This window comes from Microbacterium hydrocarbonoxydans (assembly GCF_000956475.1).
Taxonomy (GTDB): domain Bacteria; phylum Actinomycetota; class Actinomycetes; order Actinomycetales; family Microbacteriaceae; genus Microbacterium; species Microbacterium hydrocarbonoxydans_A.
Genome location: NZ_JYJB01000010.1, coordinates 781,813 through 796,422 on the forward strand (window position 1 = coordinate 781,813; position 14,610 = coordinate 796,422).

A 14,610-nucleotide genomic window follows, 5' to 3' on the forward strand; every position below is an offset into this window, starting at 1 on the left:
CGGAGGATGAACAGCGCCGGAGCAGACTCGACGACGCCCGTCACCGGGAGCATTCCGAAGCCGCGCCGGAGAGTGCCGTTCTGGGACAACGCGCGCTACGTGTGCATCGTGCTCGTGGTGCTGGGCCACGCGATCCAACGGCTCATCTACGACTCCGACATCGCTCTGGCGTTCTACCTGGCGCTGTACGCCTTCCACATGCCGGCGTTCGCGATCATCTCCGGCTACTTCTCGAAGTCGGGCTCGCCGACCAGGGTGCAGATGGCGCGGATCATCACCGACATCCTGGTGCCGTACTTCATCTTCGAACTCGTCTGGACGCTGGCGAAGTGGCTGGTCGAGGGGCAGGCGAATCCGAACCTCACAAAGCCGTCGTGGACCCTGTGGTTCCTGCTCGCGCTCGGCATCTTCCGCCTTGTGCTCCCCTACCTCGCACTGCTGCGCTGGCCGCTGCTGTGGACGGTCGTGATCTCGATCGGCGTCGGCTATCTGCCCAACATCGACAGCACGTTCTCCCTGTCGCGCACCCTCGGACTCCTTCCGTTCTTCACACTGGGATGGTGGCTGCGGGAGCATGACATCGTGAACCGCTTCGGGCTGCTCGCGCGTCGTCCGTGGTGGAGCAGGGTGATCGCCGCCGGACTGCTCGTGGGCGCCGGGCTCGCCGCCTGGTTCTGGCTCGACCTGTGGCAGAAGATCGACCTGCGCCATTGGCTCTTCTACGAAGACGCCTATGCGGAGCTCGGCGGCGAGCAGTGGTGGGCGGGAGGAATCCGCATCGCCCTCATGGTCGTCGCGGTGGTGCTCAGCGCCGCGTTCTTCGCGCTCATCCCCCGCGGGCAGTACTGGTGGACGGCCTTCGGGCAGTACACGATGTACGTGTTCCTGCTGCATTCGTTCGTCCTGTACCCGTTCCGGGAGACCGGCATCCTGCGCAACGCCGAGCCGACGTGGCTGTGGCTGCCGCTCGTGACCGTCTCCTCCGTACTGATCGCGCTGCTGCTTGCGACGAAGCCCGTGCGTCGAGTGTTCCGCCCACTCGTGGAGCCGCGTCCGACCTGGCTGTTCGCCGACCCGCAGCTGGCCTCCCGTGAGGGACACCGCAGCGATCCGACGGGTTCACGTCGGCCACGCGAAGCTCGGCACGCAGCGCCGGACGGCGGCGCGGGACGGTGAGCCGCGCCCGCACTGTCCTCGACCGCATCGTCCGGGAGGTGGATGCTTCAGGCTTCCGTGCTCACGGTCTGCACGTGCTCGCAGGCGAGGGCACCGCGGAGCACCGCTGGACCGCGGACGTCCGCGAGGACGTCCACTCGATCACGAAGGGCCTGTGCGTGCTGGCGACGGGCATCGCCGCGGATGCAGGCCTGATCGATGTCGACACGCCGGTCATCGACCTTCTGCCGAGCATCCGCGCCGGAGCCGGGGTCGAAGCCGTGACCCTGCGGCACCTGCTCAGCATGTCGAGCGGGGTCGATCTGCCATGGTCCGAGACGGAGATGGCGGACTGGCCGGATCTCGCGATGGAGTTCCTGGGCCGACCGGCGCCCGAGCGCGCCTTCCAGTATTCGAACGCCAGCACCTACACCGCCATGGCGGTGCTGTCGACTCGCGTCGGCGACGCCGGCGACTTCATCGACGATCGCATCCTGGCTCCACTCGGAATACACGCAACGCGCTGGGAGCGCTGCCCCAACGGCCGTATCCTCGCCGGCGGCGGGCTCGCGCTGCGCACGCAGGAACTCGCGCGCATCGGGCAGCTCATCCGCGATCGCGGCGTCTGGCGCGAAAGGCGCATCGTCTCACCGCACTGGGTCGACGCGATGCATGAGGACTGGATTCCTGCAGGCAGCAGCCCGGGGTACGAGCGCTACGCGCTCGCGGGATGGGACGGTCCAGGAGCGGGCTGGCGGCTGCATGGCGCGCACGGCCAGCTGCTGATCTTCGCGGGGGACGCCGTCGTGACGCTCACGGCCGCCGATCACTTCGGGGCCGACGCGATGGCCCTCTTCGTGATGGACCTGCTCACGGCGTGAACCGTCGCTAGGCGAAGAGCCCGGCCCCCACGTACGAGCCGCTCTTCGCGCCCGGCGGGATCGCCCAGATGCCTGAGCCGATGTGCCGGATGTACTCGCTCATCAGATCCGTAGACAGACGCTTCTGCAGCGTGATGAACTGCTGCGGATCCCGCTGGTAGGACAGGAAGAAGAGCCCTGCGGCGAGACGCCCCAGTTCGTTGTTGCCGTCGACGTAGTTGAATCCGCGACGGAGGATGCGGATTCCGTCGTTCTGATCCGGGTGCGCAAGTCGCACGTGCGAGTTCGCATCGATCGCCGAGCCGCTGAATTTCGGCGCCGTGAATTCGCCTCCGCCCGAAAGCGGGGCGCCGCTGCCTTTCTCGCGGCCGATGATCGTGTCCTGCTCACTCAGTCGGACCCGGTCCCACGTCTCGATGAGCATCGCGATCTTGCGGGCCACGAGATACGAGCCGCCGGCCATCCAGCCGGGGTCATCGGATGCGGCGACCCAGACGTTCTGCTCGAGCGCCTTCGCGTCGTCGGCGAGGATGTTCGCGGTGCCGTCCTTGAACCCGAACAGGTTTCGCGGAGTCGCCTGGCCGGAGGTGGTGCGCGAGGTCTTGCCGAAGCCCAGCTGAGACCACCGCAGGCGCGCCCGACCGAACGCGATCCTGCTGAGGTTGCGGATCGCATGCACGGCCACCTGCGGATCGTCGGCGCAGGCCTGGATGCACAGGTCGCCGTGCGAATGCGCGGGATCGAGATCGTCGCCCACGAAGGCCGGAAGACGCTGCAGGCTCGCCGGACGCCGATCAGCGATGCCGTAGCGGTCGCCGTCCTCGTTCTCGAACAGACTCGGCCCGAAGCCGATCGTGATCGTGAGCCCGGCGGCAGGGAGCCCTTGCGCCTCGCCGGTGTCGTCCGGCGGCTCTTCTGCGTCTCCGCCGACGGCGCCGGTGGCACTGACCTCGAGCCCCTGGGTGATGCGCGACGCCGCGTACGACCAGTCCTGCAGCAGCGAGATGAGATCGTCACGATCCGTGCGGGGCATCATGTCGAAGGACGCGAAGTGCAGATGCTCCTGCACCGGGGTCGTGATGCCTGCCTGATGGGAGCCGAAGAAGTCGTAGGCGGTCTGCGCCTCGTCCGCCGCCCTCGCCCTTCCGAGAGCGACGCCTCCGGCCAGACCAGCGCCGGCGCCGACGGCGAGACCGGCGACACCTCCGCCGAGCGCGAGGCCAAGAAGGCCGCGCCTGCTCAGACCAGGGGACGCGGATGCCGCGGCCACGGCATCGTCATCCGATGCGGTGGCCGCGGCATCCGTCGTGCTTTCGCTCATCTCAGGACCTGCGTGTCGCGAAGATCAATCGAGGACCGTGCCGGTGAGCTGCGACAGCGGCTCGGCCAGGGCGTTGATGAGGTCGGTGAACTCGCGCTTGTCGTCTTCGGTGAGGTCCGAGTACGCCACGAAGCCGTCGGTGAGCGAACCGTGCTTCGCGAGCGCAGACTCGAGCGCGGCGTAGCCGTCCTCGATCTCGGACACGAGCGTCTTGCCCTCGCTGCCCTGCGACGCGGCGAAATCCTGCACCAGCGAGAAGGCCATCTTGGACCCCTCGACGTTCGCAGCGAAGTCGTAGAGGTCGGTGCCGGACCACCAGTCCTCCTCGCCAGAGATCTTGCCGGTGGCGACCTCGTCGAGCAGCGCGATCGCGCCGTTCGAGATGCCGCCGATGCCCTGATCCTCCAGCGCGGTGGTGAAGTCGTCGGAGTGCACGTAATCGTAGAGCTCCTGAGCGTCCGCGATCAGCTGGTCGCCGTATCCGGCGCGCTCCTCCGGCGTCGACGGGGCCCAATCCTGCCACGCAGGAGTCTCGCCGTCGGCGTTCAGGGCATCCTGCGCCGGCACCCAGAGATCCTTCTCGATGCGGTGGAAGCCGGTCCAGTCGAGGCCGTCCGCCACGGCGTCGACCTCACGGAAGTCGATACGAGGGTCGAGGTCGCCGAGCGCCTCGGCGACCGGCTCGATGCGCTCGTAGTATGCGCGCACCTGCGGGAACTGGGCGCGTGCGGCGTCGTCGTCGCCCGACTCGTAAGCCGCGACGAACGTGTCGACGGCCGGAACCAGCTGACCGACCTGGTCCTTCACGAACGCCGCGTACAGGTCGACTGCCTGCTGCTTCTGCTCGGCATCCTCTCCGGTGACCTCGACGCGGTCTCCGGTCACGGTGAACTCGGCCTTGCCGACGCCGTCGCCGACCATGCCGGGCTTGCACAGCGTGTAGTAGGTGCCGGGCTGCGCGACCACGGTGAGCGTGCGGGATGCCGAGGGGGCGATGTTCTCGACTTCGCCGACGATGCGCAGTCCGTCTTCGGCGAGCAGGTAGAACTCGCTCGTCTGGCTGCTCTCGTTCGCGACGTCGAAGACCAGGGTGCCGCTCTTCGCCGTCGCACCCGAGACGGAGCAGGCGCTGTCGGTCGACGAGACGTCGAAGGAGGCCCCGGCGGCGACGTCGGCCTTGGCGACGCAGCCGCTGAGGACGAGTGCTGTCGCACCCGCGGCCGCCAGGGCACCGAGGATTCGGCGGGAGGTGGTCATGCTGCTCCTTGCTGTGTGAGGGAAGACGTCGCGGATCCGGCCGGCGCGACGGCAGGGCGGCGTGCGGGCTTCTTCGAGCGGATGCCGCGGATGAAGAAGTATCCGACGATCACGATGTAGAGGGTCCACGCGGACACCTGGATCCAGGTCATCCGCGGCATGAATCCGACGGTCGCCTGCAGAACGGTGGCCCACACGCTGCCGGGCGGGATCACGGCGGCGAGGTCGAACGCCCAGCCGAACGGGAAGGCCGACCAGCCCGTCGCGACTGCGCCCGAGACGGCGTCGATCGGAGCCGCTTCCGTGAACGGTCCGGGCAGGGCGCCGGCCTCCTGGAGATCCATCATCGCGTAGGCGAGCACGCCGGCGGCGACGATGACGAGGAAGCCGCCGGTCCAGGCGAAGAAGCGGCGGAGGTCGAGTCTGACCGCGCCGCGGGCGAGCAGCCAGCCGATCACGACGGCGCCTGCGAGCCCGAGCAGTGCCCCGAGCAATGCGGCCGGCGCGTCGCCGAACGACTGCACCATCGACCACAGCAGCAGCGTGGTCTCGATGCCCTCCCGAGCCACAGAGACGAAGCCGATGGCGATGAGCGCCCAGAGGCCGCCGACGGTGAGGGCGCGGTCCAGGCCACTCTCGAGAGTCGCCTTCATGGTGCGCCCGGCCTTCTGCATCCAGAAGATCATCCACGTGACCATGCCGACCGCGAGCAGTGAGAGCAGGCCCCCGATGAGCTCCTGAGCCTCGGAGGTCAGCGCGTAGGCCCCGAAGGTGAGGATCGCGCCGATGCCGAGCGCAAGGGCGATCGCCAGGCCGATACCGGCCCACATGCGAGGCAGGGCGTCCTGCCGGCCGAGGCGGCGGAGGTAGGCGACGAGGATGCCGACGACGAGCGCGGCTTCGAGGCCTTCGCGGAGGCCGATCAGGAAACTGGCGAACACGGGATGAACTTCTCCGGGTGGAATGAGGTAAGGCATCCCTTACCGATAAGACTCTAGCATCCGCTCTTTCTTCGTTCGAATGGCGTTACCCCCGGTAATGCTCCGCAACACTCGCGTCTCCCCTCGAATGCGGATCTACTCTCGGGTCATGTCTGAACTCTCGCTACCGATCCTCGATCTCTCTCAGCTCGATGCAGGCCCCGAGGCCGCCGCGCGCTTCCGCGACGACCTGCGGGCCGCGACGCACGATGTGGGGTTCTTCTATCTGACGGGCACCGGGGTCTCGCCCGAGCTGGAAGCCAGGCTGCACCGGGCCGCGCTGGACTTCTTCGCGCTGCCAGAGGCCGAGAAGCTCGCCATCGAGAACATCAACAGCCCGCACTTCCGCGGCTACACCCGCGTCGGAGGCGAGCGCACGCAGGGCGAGGTCGACTGGCGCGAACAGATCGACATCGGCCCCGAGCGCGATGCGGTCGACGGGGGCCCGGCGTACAACCGGCTGATCGGGCCCAACCTGTGGCCTGCGGCCCAGCCCGAGCTGAAGGAGGTCGTCGCCGAGTGGCACTCGACGCTGTCGGAGGTGTCGCGCAGGCTCCTCCGCGCCTGGGCGGAGACTCTCGGCGCCGAGCCGAGCTACTTCGACGAGCACTTCGGCGAGCCGTCTACCCTCATCAAGATCGTCCGCTACCCCGGCACTCACGAGCCGGAGCCGCAGCAGGGCGTGGGCGCGCACAAGGACTCCGGAGTGCTGACGCTGCTCTGGGTGGAGCCTGGGAAGGGCGGACTCCAGGTCGAGCGCGACGGAACCTGGGTCGACGCGCCGTCGGTGCCAGGAGCGTTCGTCGTCAACATCGGCGAGCTGCTCGAATACGCGACCGGCGGCTATCTGAAGGCGACGAACCATCGCGTCGTGTCGCCGAAGGCGCCGGATGAGCGCATCTCGATCCCGTTCTTCTTCAACCCCGCCCTCGACAAGCGTCTGCCGCTGATCGAACTGCCTGCACCCCTCGCGGCCGAGGCGACCGGCGTCACGGACGACCCGCGCAACCCGATCCACGCCCTGTACGGCGAGAACGCCCTGAAGTCGCGACTGCGTGCGCACCCGGACGTCGCGGCGATCCACCACGCGGATCTGGTCGGGGCATCGGCCTGAGGGCCGACCCGGACACGACGAAGGCCGCCCCACTCCCCGAGATCGCGGACCGGCATCGCAGACCGCACCTCTTCAGAGGCCGGATCGCCCGCCCAGCTCGACGATCTCCCGGAGGGCGCTCAGATGAGCGTCGAAGGCCCTGCGTCCCTCGGTGGTCGAGCGCACCCATGTGCGAGGGCGACTGCCCGCCTGCCCCTTGCGTGCTCGCACGTATCCGGCGTCCTGCAGGTGCGTGATCGCCTTGCTCAGAGCCGAGTCGCTCGCCTGCAGCACATCGGCGAGGGTGGCGAAGTCGAGTTCGACGCCATCGCTCAGCGAGGCCATCAGCGAGAACCGGATCGTGCTCGCGAAGTTGTCGTCGAGGCGGGTGCGCGGGTGCGGCCGTCGGCGACCCGCTGGCTGCTCAACGACCACGATCGACCGCGAACGACACGAGCGCAGTGAAGGCGACGACGGCGACTGCTGCCAAGACGACGCCGGCAGAGGTGACCGCTTCCGTCGTGGACATGAGCACGACGACAGCCACCAGCAGCACAGAGCTCGCACCGAGAACCGCGAACTGCGGCCAGTGCCAGACCTGTCCCAGGCGGGCGAGGCCCCAGTCGGTGCGCGCGCCGGCGATTCCCACCACCACGGCGAACAGAGCGAAGATGCTCACGAGGTTCGACAGGAGCGGGTCGCGGAACCCTGCGACCAGGATCAGCACCGCGATCAGCAAGCCCAGCGTGAAGGTGGTCCAGCGGGCCGGCCGTCCGAAACGCGCGCGAGTCTCTCGAATACTCGCGCGTCCTGCTCCACGAAGCTGCAGCACGCCGATGACGACGAAGGCCGAGGTTCCGACCAGAGCGGGCATGACTATCGCCGCGAACGGCGCCGCATCGCCGCCGACCACCGCGACGACGAACGCCGCGAGGACGGAGAGGCCGGCGAGCACGAGCAGGATCGTGCGTAGCAGCCGGCCGCGCGAGAACAGCTGCCGTGCAGTGCCTCGTTCTTCGGCGCCGGAGAGCACCTGCGACGATGCCACCATCACGAACACGAGGATCGGCACGTCGTCGGTGCGCCCGGTGCGCCATAGGAAGGCGAAGGCCATGAGGTACACGAACAGCAGCAGGCCGTTCGCGATCGTAAGCCACCCCTGAAACCCGTCGATCTGCGCGTCGCTTCGCTCCTTGACGTCATCGGCGACATCGAGGTAGTGCCGCGCCACTTCGGCGGAGGGCGGCTCGAGCGGATCCGCTCCGGTGATCGGTTTGTGCTCCATCGTGCCCCCGCATCCGCTTTCCTTCTGGAAAGTCCTATTACTTTCCTAAAGGAAAGCGCGGCGCAGGTCAACCCGGACACGACGAAGGCCGCCCCACACCGTGGGGCGGCCTTCCAAGAACGTTTTGCGCGATTGAACGCTGGTCGTTATGCCTTATCGACGCAGGCCGAGACGCTCGATGAGCGAACGGTAGCGGTTGATGTCGATGTCCTGCAGGTAACCCAGCAGGCGACGGCGCTGACCGACGAGCAGGAACAGACCACGACGCGAGTGGTGGTCGTGCTTGTGCTCCTTCAGGTGCTCGGTGAGGTCCTTGATGCGCTGCGTCAGCATTGCGACCTGCACCTCGGGGGATCCGGTGTCACCGGGGTGCGTCGCGTACTCTTCGATGATCGCCTTCTTGACGTCTGCTTCCAGTGCCATAGATTCGATCCCCTCTCTGCTTGTTGCGCGGTGCCCGGCACCTGATGTGCGAGCTCTCTTTATCCGCGGCCGATCAAACGGCAACCTGAAGAGTCTACCAGCGTTAGCGGCCCGCCGACGACCAGCGCTCCGGTCCCGCGATCGACGACACGATCCTGCCGATCATCGGCGGATTTCGGACGTCACAGTCCCGAGCGCCACCCGAGGTCGGAGCCCGTCGTTAGAGTTCGATCATGACCTCGACCCTGGCCGCGACCCAGACCGGCACGGAGCCCGCTCGCCGCGCACCGATCACGATCCAGTTCATCCTGACCGGCATCGTGTGGGGTTCGAGCTTCCTTTTCATGAAGGTCGCGCTGGGCGGCATCTCCCCCGCGCAGGTCGTCTGGTCCCGCCTCGTGCTGGGGGCGCTCGCACTCGGCCTCTTCGTCGCGCTCCGCCGCGAGCGGCTCCCGCGCGCCCTGCGGACATGGATGCATCTGACCGTCGTCGCCGTGACGTTCTGCGTCATCCCGTTCCTGATCTTCTCGTGGGCGCAGCAGCACGTGAGCTCAGGGTTGGCGAGCATCTTCAATGCGACGACGCCCATCATGACGGCGGTCATGGCGTGGGCCGTGTTCCGCGTGGAGAAGCTGAAACTCGTGCAGGTCATCGGCATCCTGGTCGGCATCGCCGGCGTCATGGTGATCATCGCGCCCTGGCAGGGCATGGATGCCGGGCAGAGCATCGGCGCGCAGCTGGCGATCCTCGGCGCGACCGCCTGCTACGGCTTCAGCCTGGCCTACATGCGACGATTCCTCGGAGACTCGGGCGTCAGCGCTCTCGTCTTCTCGTTCCTGAACATCGGGCTGGCGGCCGCGATCATGGTGCTGCTGACTCCTCTCCTGGTGCTCACCCCTGTGCGCCTGGACATCTGGATCGTCGGCGCCGTCATCCTTCTGGGCTTCCTCGGGACCGGGCTCGCCTACGTCTGGAATCAGAACGTGCTGCGCGCATGGGGCCCGACCAGGGCCTCGACCGTGACCTACATCACGCCGGTGGTCGGCGTGACGTTCGGCATCCTGATCCTGCACGAGGAGCTCAGCTGGAACGAGCCGGTCGGCGCGCTCATCGTGTTCGCCGGGATTCTGCTGACGCAGAACCGGATCCGGTTCCGGCGGCGCACCTGAGTCAGGCGATGTCGGCGGCACCGTGCATAGTGTCGGCATGAGCACCAGCGCACGCACGACGACGATTCACCTGATCGGGCCCTACGACCTTCGCGAAGTCGCATTGATGGGCTTCGGCCATCGCGATGAGTCGTCATTCGACGGCGTCATGAGGCTCGCGTTCTGCACCGACGCGCTCGACTCGCAGGTCGGCGTCGAGGTGCGCCAGAAGGATGACTCGCTCGAGCTGCTCGTCCACGGCGACGGTGACCTCGACGCCATCGCCGCCCAGGTCGCGCGCGTCGTCTCAGCCGATCATGACGGCGACGCGTGGGCATCGGTCTGCGCGTCAGACCCGGTGCTCGCCAGAGTGCACTCCGCCGCACCCGGATTCCGCCCGTCGAACTTCTACAGCCCGTACGAAGCCGCGATCTGGGCGACGCTTTCGGCGCGCCGTTCGCGCCAGCAGGGCATCGGCCTGCGCCAGCGCCTGTCCCGCGCGCACGGAGCGGTGTTCGAGCTGGCAGGCCGGTCGGAGGCGGCACTCCCCCTGCCCGAGCAGCTGCTCGCCCTCGATGCCGTCCCCGGGCTGCCCGCCGACCGCATCCCCCGCCTGCATGCGATCGCGCGCGCCGCGCTCGATGGGCAGCTCGATGTGACGCGCTTCGCCGACATGGATCCGGCGGAGGCGATGCTCGACGTGCAGCGCCTCCCCGGCATCGGCCCCTTCTACAGTGCGCTCATCGTGATCAGGGCATGCGGATTCCCCGACGCCCTCCCCGTTTTCGAGGAGCACACCAAAGCGGCCGTCCGCGCCCTGTACGAGCTCGACCACGATCCAGATGACGCCGAGCTGACCGCGATCGCCGAGACATGGCGCCCGTTCCGCACATGGGCTGCCGTGTCGCTGCGGGCGGTCGGCTCGCGACTTCTCTCCTGACACAGAAGGGGTGCGGATGCCGAGGCATCCGCACCCCTTCTGTCATCCAGAGATCAGGCCTGAAGCGAGCCCTGAAGATCGAGCGTGATCGTGACGTCCTTGCCCACGAGCACTCCGCCTGTCTCGAGAGCCGCGTTCCAGGTGAGGCCGAAGTCCTCGCGGTTGATCACGGTGGTGGCAGACGCGCCTGCCTTGTAGTTGCCGTACGGGTCCTGACCGAAGCCGCCGAACTCCAGCTCGAACGTGACCGGCTTGCTGACGCCGCGGATGCTCAGGTCGCCGTCGACGAAGAAGTCACCGCCTTCGATCCGGGTGCCGGTCGAGACGAACTCCATCGTCGGGTGCTCCTCGGTGTCGAAGAAGTCCGCCGAGCGCAGATGCGCGTCCCGGTTCTCGTCGTTGGTGTCGATCGAGGCGACGTCGACGGTCGCCGACACGGTCGCGTCGAGCGGATTCTCGGGGGCGACGATGGTCGCGCTCTTCACGCCGAAGGTGCCGCGCACCTTCGAGATCATCATGTGGCGGACGCTGAAGGTCACCTCGCTGTGCGCGGGGTCGAGCGTCCAGGTGCCGGCGCGGTAGCCGGGGATGTCGATGGTCATGCTGTCTCCTAGAGGATCGTCGGTCCGCGTGTGCGGCGTCACAGGGTCCAACTTACATGCACATGAATGTATTCCCCTGAATGCTCGACTCCTCCCGGACGCAGAAGACGCCCCTCTCCGCCAGGGAGAGGGGCGCCTTCTCGAGAGGGTCGGATCAGCCGACGGCGACCAGATCGATGATGAAGATCAGGGTCTTGCCGGAGAGGAAGTGACCTCCGCCCACCGGGCCGTAAGCCAGGTGCGGGGGGATGACGAGTTCGCGGCGGCCGCCGACCTTCATGCCAGGGATGCCGTCCTGCCAGCCCTGGATCAGGCCGCGGAGCGGGAACTGGATGGTCTCGCCGCGACCCCAGGAGGAGTCGAACTCCTCACCGGAGTCGTACTCGACGCCGGCGTAGTGGACGGTCACGGTGTCGCCGGGCTTGGCCTCGGCGCCGTCACCCACGATGATGTCGCGGATGACGAGCTCAGCGGGAGCGGGGCCGGCGGGGGCGTCGAACTCAGGCTTCGTACGATCAGTCATGCCTCCATACAACCCGAGCCCCGCGCGCGGGTCAACGCGAGCGCACCTGCTCACAGCGAACACGTCGGCCGGGGCGGGCGGCGATCGCGGCGCGTATCAGTCACGATCGGCGGCGTCTCTGCCGAGACGCTGCGACGCCCACACAGGGATGAACGACGTGAGGATCACGACCGTCGCGACGACCATCACGACGTTGGCCTCGTCCGGCCGGGTCATCTCGTTCATGATCCACAGCGGCAGGGTGTCGACCCCCGGCGGCGCGGTGAAGATCGTGACGTACACCTCGTCGAAGCTCAGCGCGAAGGCGAGGATGCCGCCGGCGATGAAGGAGCTGCGGAACTGCGGGAAGGTCACCATGCGGAAGGTCTGCCATGGCGTGGCGCCGAGATCGCGCGATGCCTCCTCGATCGAGGGGTTCAGTCTGCGCAGCCTCGCCAGCACGTTGTTGAAGACCATGACGATGCAGAAGGTGCCGTGCGCGACGATCATGCCTGCGAAGCCGACCTGGATGCCGGCCGGCTCGAGGATCTGGTTGTAGGTGTTGCTGAGCGCGACGCCCGTGATGATGCCGGGGAGCGCGATCGGCAGAACGACGAGCAGGTTCACCGCGCGCTGGCCGAAGAACCTGTAGCGCTGCAGTGCGAACGCGACCAGAGTGCCGAGGAGCAGCGCGATCGCGGTCGCGCCGGCGGCCACGAGAAGCGAGTTCAGGAGCGCCTCTCGTACCGGCTGGCTCTCGAACGCCTTGTGCCACCACTCCAGCGAGAAGCCTGCGACCGGCCAGCTGGCGATGCGAGCCGAGTTGAACGAGTTGAGCACCACCAGCAGGAGCGGCAGATACATGAAGGCGAGGATCGCGGCGACGATGATCCCGAGGACGATCGTCGAGGTGCGGGAGAGCCTGAGCATGCGGGACTCACATCCTTTCCAGAGCACCGGTGCGCTGCACGCCCACCAGGTAGATCACGACGAAGGCGATCGGCACGAGCGCGAAGGCTGCGGCGATCGGAGGATTGAGGGTGATGTTCGCCGCGATGACGCTGCCGATCATCTGGGTGGACTTGCCGACGAACTTGGCGACGAGGTAGTCGCCGAGGCTCAGTGAGAAGGTGAAGATCGAGCCCGCGATGATCGCCGGCCTGATGAGCGGAAGCACGACCGCTCCGATCGTGCGCCACGCGCCTGCGCCCAGATCGGCGGAGGCATCGAAGAGATTGGGCGGAAGCTGCCGGATCGCGGTGTAGACCGGTACCGCCATGTACGGGAGCCAGAGGTAGGTGAGGGTGATGATGACCGTCAGCGGACCGAACCCGGGCCCCGAGGCTCCCAACGGCGCGAGAAGCCAGTTGACGAAGCCGTCCTCCGTGAAGGTGACGCGCATGGCGAGCACCTTCACGAGATAGCCGGCCCACAGCGGCAGAGTGATGGATGCCGCGAGCAGACCCCGGAGCCACGGCGAGGCGACCTTCGCCATGAAGATGCCCAGAGGGACGGAGACGACGATGCTGATCGCCGTCACCGCCAGCGCTATGCCGAGCGTGCGCAGCGACGTCGTCAGGTACGAGGGGTTGATGAAGAGCTGCTGGAAGTTCTGCAGCGTGAATCCAGGGCTCACCTTTCCGGTGAATGAATCGATCTTCCAGAACGCCGTCACCAGAAGCATGACGAGCGAGAAGATGTAGATCCCGATGAGCCAGAGCATCGGCAGGGCGAGAAGACCCGCGAGTCGTGCGCGTCGCTTCATGTCGGTCCTTTTCGCGAGAAGTCGGATGGATGCCGGGGCGGAGCGGTTGCCCCGCCCCGGCGGCTGATCAGCCCTTGACGGTCAGCCAGGCGTCAGTCCACTGCTGGAAGTTCGTGCACGTCACGTCCGTGCGACCGTCCAGGCAGGTCTCGACAGGAGTCGTCCAGAACCAGACGTTCTTGAAGTACGCCTCGTCCTTGGCGTGGTAGTCGTCGCAGTGCGCCTTGGCCTCGTCGTTCAAGTCGCAGAACGCGGTGTTGGCCGGGGCCATGCCGAAGTTCATCGCGATCGCGCCGTCGACCTCCGGTGATGAGGCGTAGTCCATCCACGCGTAGGCGCAGTTGGGGTTCTTCGACTTCGCCGCCATCATCCAGGCATCCGCCCATCCGGTCGCGCCCTCCTCCGGCACGACGCCCTTGAACTTGTCGTCCTCGGTGAACTTGCGCAGCACCTCCCAGGAGGTGCCGACGACGCTGGTGCCGCCCGTGAACGAGGTGATCTGCGCCGAGGCGTCGGACCAGTACTCCGAGACGATCCCGTTCTGCTTCTTGAGCAGATCGATCGCGGCCGCAAGCTGATCCTCATCGAGCGCGTACGGATTCTTGATCCCGAGATCGGGTTCATGAGCCATGAGATAGAGGGCGGCGTCGGCGATGTAGATGGGGGCGTCGTAGGCGATGACCTTGCCCGCGTAGGGACTGTCGGTCTCCCACGTGATGTCCCAGCTGGTCGGCGTCTCCGTGACGACGCTGCTGTCGTACTGCAGGATGTTCGCGCCGCGACCGAGCGGGATGCCGTAGGTCTTGCCGTTGATCCAGTCATAGGTCTGCTGTTTGATGCCTTCGGCGATGTCGTCGCCGAAGTTCGGAATCAGGTCGAGGTTCAGCGGCTGCACGTCGCCACCGGCGATCAGGCGCAGACTGGCGTCGCCGGAGGCGGAGAGCAGGTCGTAGTCACCGGTTCGCACCAGCTGCACCATCTCGTCGCTCGTGCCTGCCACGCGCCGGTTGACGACGCAGCCCGTGTCAGCGGTGAACTTCTCGGTCCACGCGTCTTCGACGTATCCGGCCCACGCCACGATGTTCACCTCGCCCTCGTAGTCACCGAGCTTCTCCTGGATGGGCAGGTCGGGCGCGTCGATCTTGACGCCGTCCCCTCCCCCGCCGGATGCCGGCTCCTCGGTGCTGGAACAGCCCGAGAAGGCGAGCGCGGCGACGGCCGCCATTGCCGATACGGTCAGGATCTTCTTACGCATGGA

The 14,610-nt window shown here is 67.2% G+C and carries 16 protein-coding genes; 5 read left to right on the forward strand and 11 right to left on the reverse strand.

Features of this window, described 5'->3' with window-relative positions; all coding sequences use genetic code 11:
* Positions 1-6 precede the first annotated feature (6 nt).
* Both RS84_RS16380 and RS84_RS16385 read left to right on the forward strand, forming a co-directional pair.
* Positions 7-1,176: an acyltransferase family protein gene (locus RS84_RS16380; RefSeq protein ID WP_045258810.1), complete on the forward strand. Its 1,170-nt coding sequence runs from the start codon at positions 7-9 to the stop codon at positions 1,174-1,176.
* A 38-nt stretch (positions 1,177-1,214) separates the two neighbouring features.
* The gene (locus RS84_RS16385) at positions 1,215-2,036 is read left to right on the forward strand and encodes a serine hydrolase domain-containing protein (protein WP_235281514.1); all 822 of its coding nucleotides are present in this window, start codon (positions 1,215-1,217) and stop codon (positions 2,034-2,036) included.
* Between the two features lie 7 nt (positions 2,037-2,043).
* On the opposite strand, the gene efeB is transcribed toward RS84_RS16385, so the two are convergent.
* From efeB to efeU, 3 genes are read right to left on the reverse strand one after another with little or no spacing between them, the layout of a single operon-like run.
* On the reverse strand, positions 2,044-3,357 hold the full coding sequence (gene efeB, locus RS84_RS16390) for an iron uptake transporter deferrochelatase/peroxidase subunit (protein WP_045258812.1): 1,314 nt from the start codon (positions 3,355-3,357) through the stop codon (positions 2,044-2,046).
* Positions 3,358-3,381: 24 nt separating this feature from the next.
* Positions 3,382-4,614 (reverse strand): iron uptake system protein EfeO, encoded by a 1,233-nt coding sequence (efeO, locus tag RS84_RS16395; RefSeq protein WP_045258813.1) that lies wholly within the window; start codon positions 4,612-4,614, stop codon positions 3,382-3,384.
* Entirely contained in the window at positions 4,611-5,555 is a 945-nt protein-coding gene (gene efeU / locus RS84_RS16400) for an iron uptake transporter permease EfeU (protein ID WP_082062237.1), read from the reverse strand. Before efeU ends, efeO begins: the two co-directional genes overlap by 4 nt.
* A 148-nt stretch (positions 5,556-5,703) precedes the next feature.
* Between efeU and RS84_RS16405 the strand changes: the two genes are divergently transcribed.
* Positions 5,704-6,708, forward strand: a complete 1,005-nt coding sequence (locus RS84_RS16405; protein WP_152641861.1) for an isopenicillin N synthase family dioxygenase — start codon at positions 5,704-5,706, stop codon at positions 6,706-6,708.
* A gap of 72 nt (positions 6,709-6,780) precedes the next feature.
* Here the strand turns inward: RS84_RS16405 and RS84_RS16410 are convergent, their stop codons facing one another.
* From RS84_RS16410 to rpsO, 3 genes are all read right to left on the reverse strand, one after another.
* Complete coding sequence (locus tag RS84_RS16410; protein ID WP_235281515.1) at positions 6,781-7,122, reverse strand: winged helix-turn-helix domain-containing protein; 342 nt, start codon at positions 7,120-7,122, stop codon at positions 6,781-6,783.
* A complete protein-coding gene (locus RS84_RS16415) occupies positions 7,112-7,972 on the reverse strand; it encodes a hypothetical protein (RefSeq protein WP_045258816.1) in 861 nt (286 codons plus the stop codon). The genes RS84_RS16410 and RS84_RS16415 overlap by 11 nt, the downstream gene beginning before the upstream one ends.
* Before the next feature lie 153 nt (positions 7,973-8,125).
* Entirely contained in the window at positions 8,126-8,395 is a 270-nt protein-coding gene (gene rpsO / locus RS84_RS16420; protein WP_005048780.1) for a 30S ribosomal protein S15, read from the reverse strand.
* A 233-nt stretch (positions 8,396-8,628) separates the two neighbouring features.
* On the opposite strand from rpsO, the gene RS84_RS16425 reads away from it, so the two are divergent.
* Positions 8,629-9,564: a DMT family transporter gene (locus RS84_RS16425; protein WP_045258817.1), complete on the forward strand. Its 936-nt coding sequence runs from the start codon at positions 8,629-8,631 to the stop codon at positions 9,562-9,564.
* Between the two features lie 37 nt (positions 9,565-9,601).
* The gene (locus RS84_RS16430) at positions 9,602-10,483 is read left to right on the forward strand and encodes a DNA-3-methyladenine glycosylase family protein (RefSeq protein WP_045258818.1); all 882 of its coding nucleotides are present in this window, start codon (positions 9,602-9,604) and stop codon (positions 10,481-10,483) included.
* Between the two features lie 53 nt (positions 10,484-10,536).
* Here RS84_RS16430 and RS84_RS16435 read toward each other — a convergent pair whose 3' ends face one another.
* The 5 genes from RS84_RS16435 to RS84_RS16455 all read right to left on the reverse strand — a co-directional run bounded on the left by RS84_RS16435 (position 10,537) and on the right by RS84_RS16455 (position 14,607).
* Positions 10,537-11,085, reverse strand: coding sequence for a YceI family protein (locus RS84_RS16435; RefSeq protein ID WP_045258819.1), 549 nt, complete (start codon positions 11,083-11,085; stop codon positions 10,537-10,539).
* A 154-nt stretch (positions 11,086-11,239) separates the two neighbouring features.
* Positions 11,240-11,608, reverse strand: a complete 369-nt coding sequence (locus RS84_RS16440; protein WP_045258820.1) for an FKBP-type peptidyl-prolyl cis-trans isomerase — start codon at positions 11,606-11,608, stop codon at positions 11,240-11,242.
* 96 nt (positions 11,609-11,704) lie between these two features.
* Complete coding sequence (locus RS84_RS16445) at positions 11,705-12,517, reverse strand: ABC transporter permease (protein WP_045258821.1); 813 nt, start codon at positions 12,515-12,517, stop codon at positions 11,705-11,707.
* 7 nt (positions 12,518-12,524) lie between these two features.
* Positions 12,525-13,352: an ABC transporter permease gene (locus RS84_RS16450; protein WP_045258822.1), complete on the reverse strand. Its 828-nt coding sequence runs from the start codon at positions 13,350-13,352 to the stop codon at positions 12,525-12,527.
* A 67-nt stretch (positions 13,353-13,419) separates the two neighbouring features.
* The gene (locus RS84_RS16455) at positions 13,420-14,607 is read right to left on the reverse strand and encodes an extracellular solute-binding protein (protein ID WP_045258823.1); all 1,188 of its coding nucleotides are present in this window, start codon (positions 14,605-14,607) and stop codon (positions 13,420-13,422) included.
* Positions 14,608-14,610: the final 3 nt, after the last annotated feature.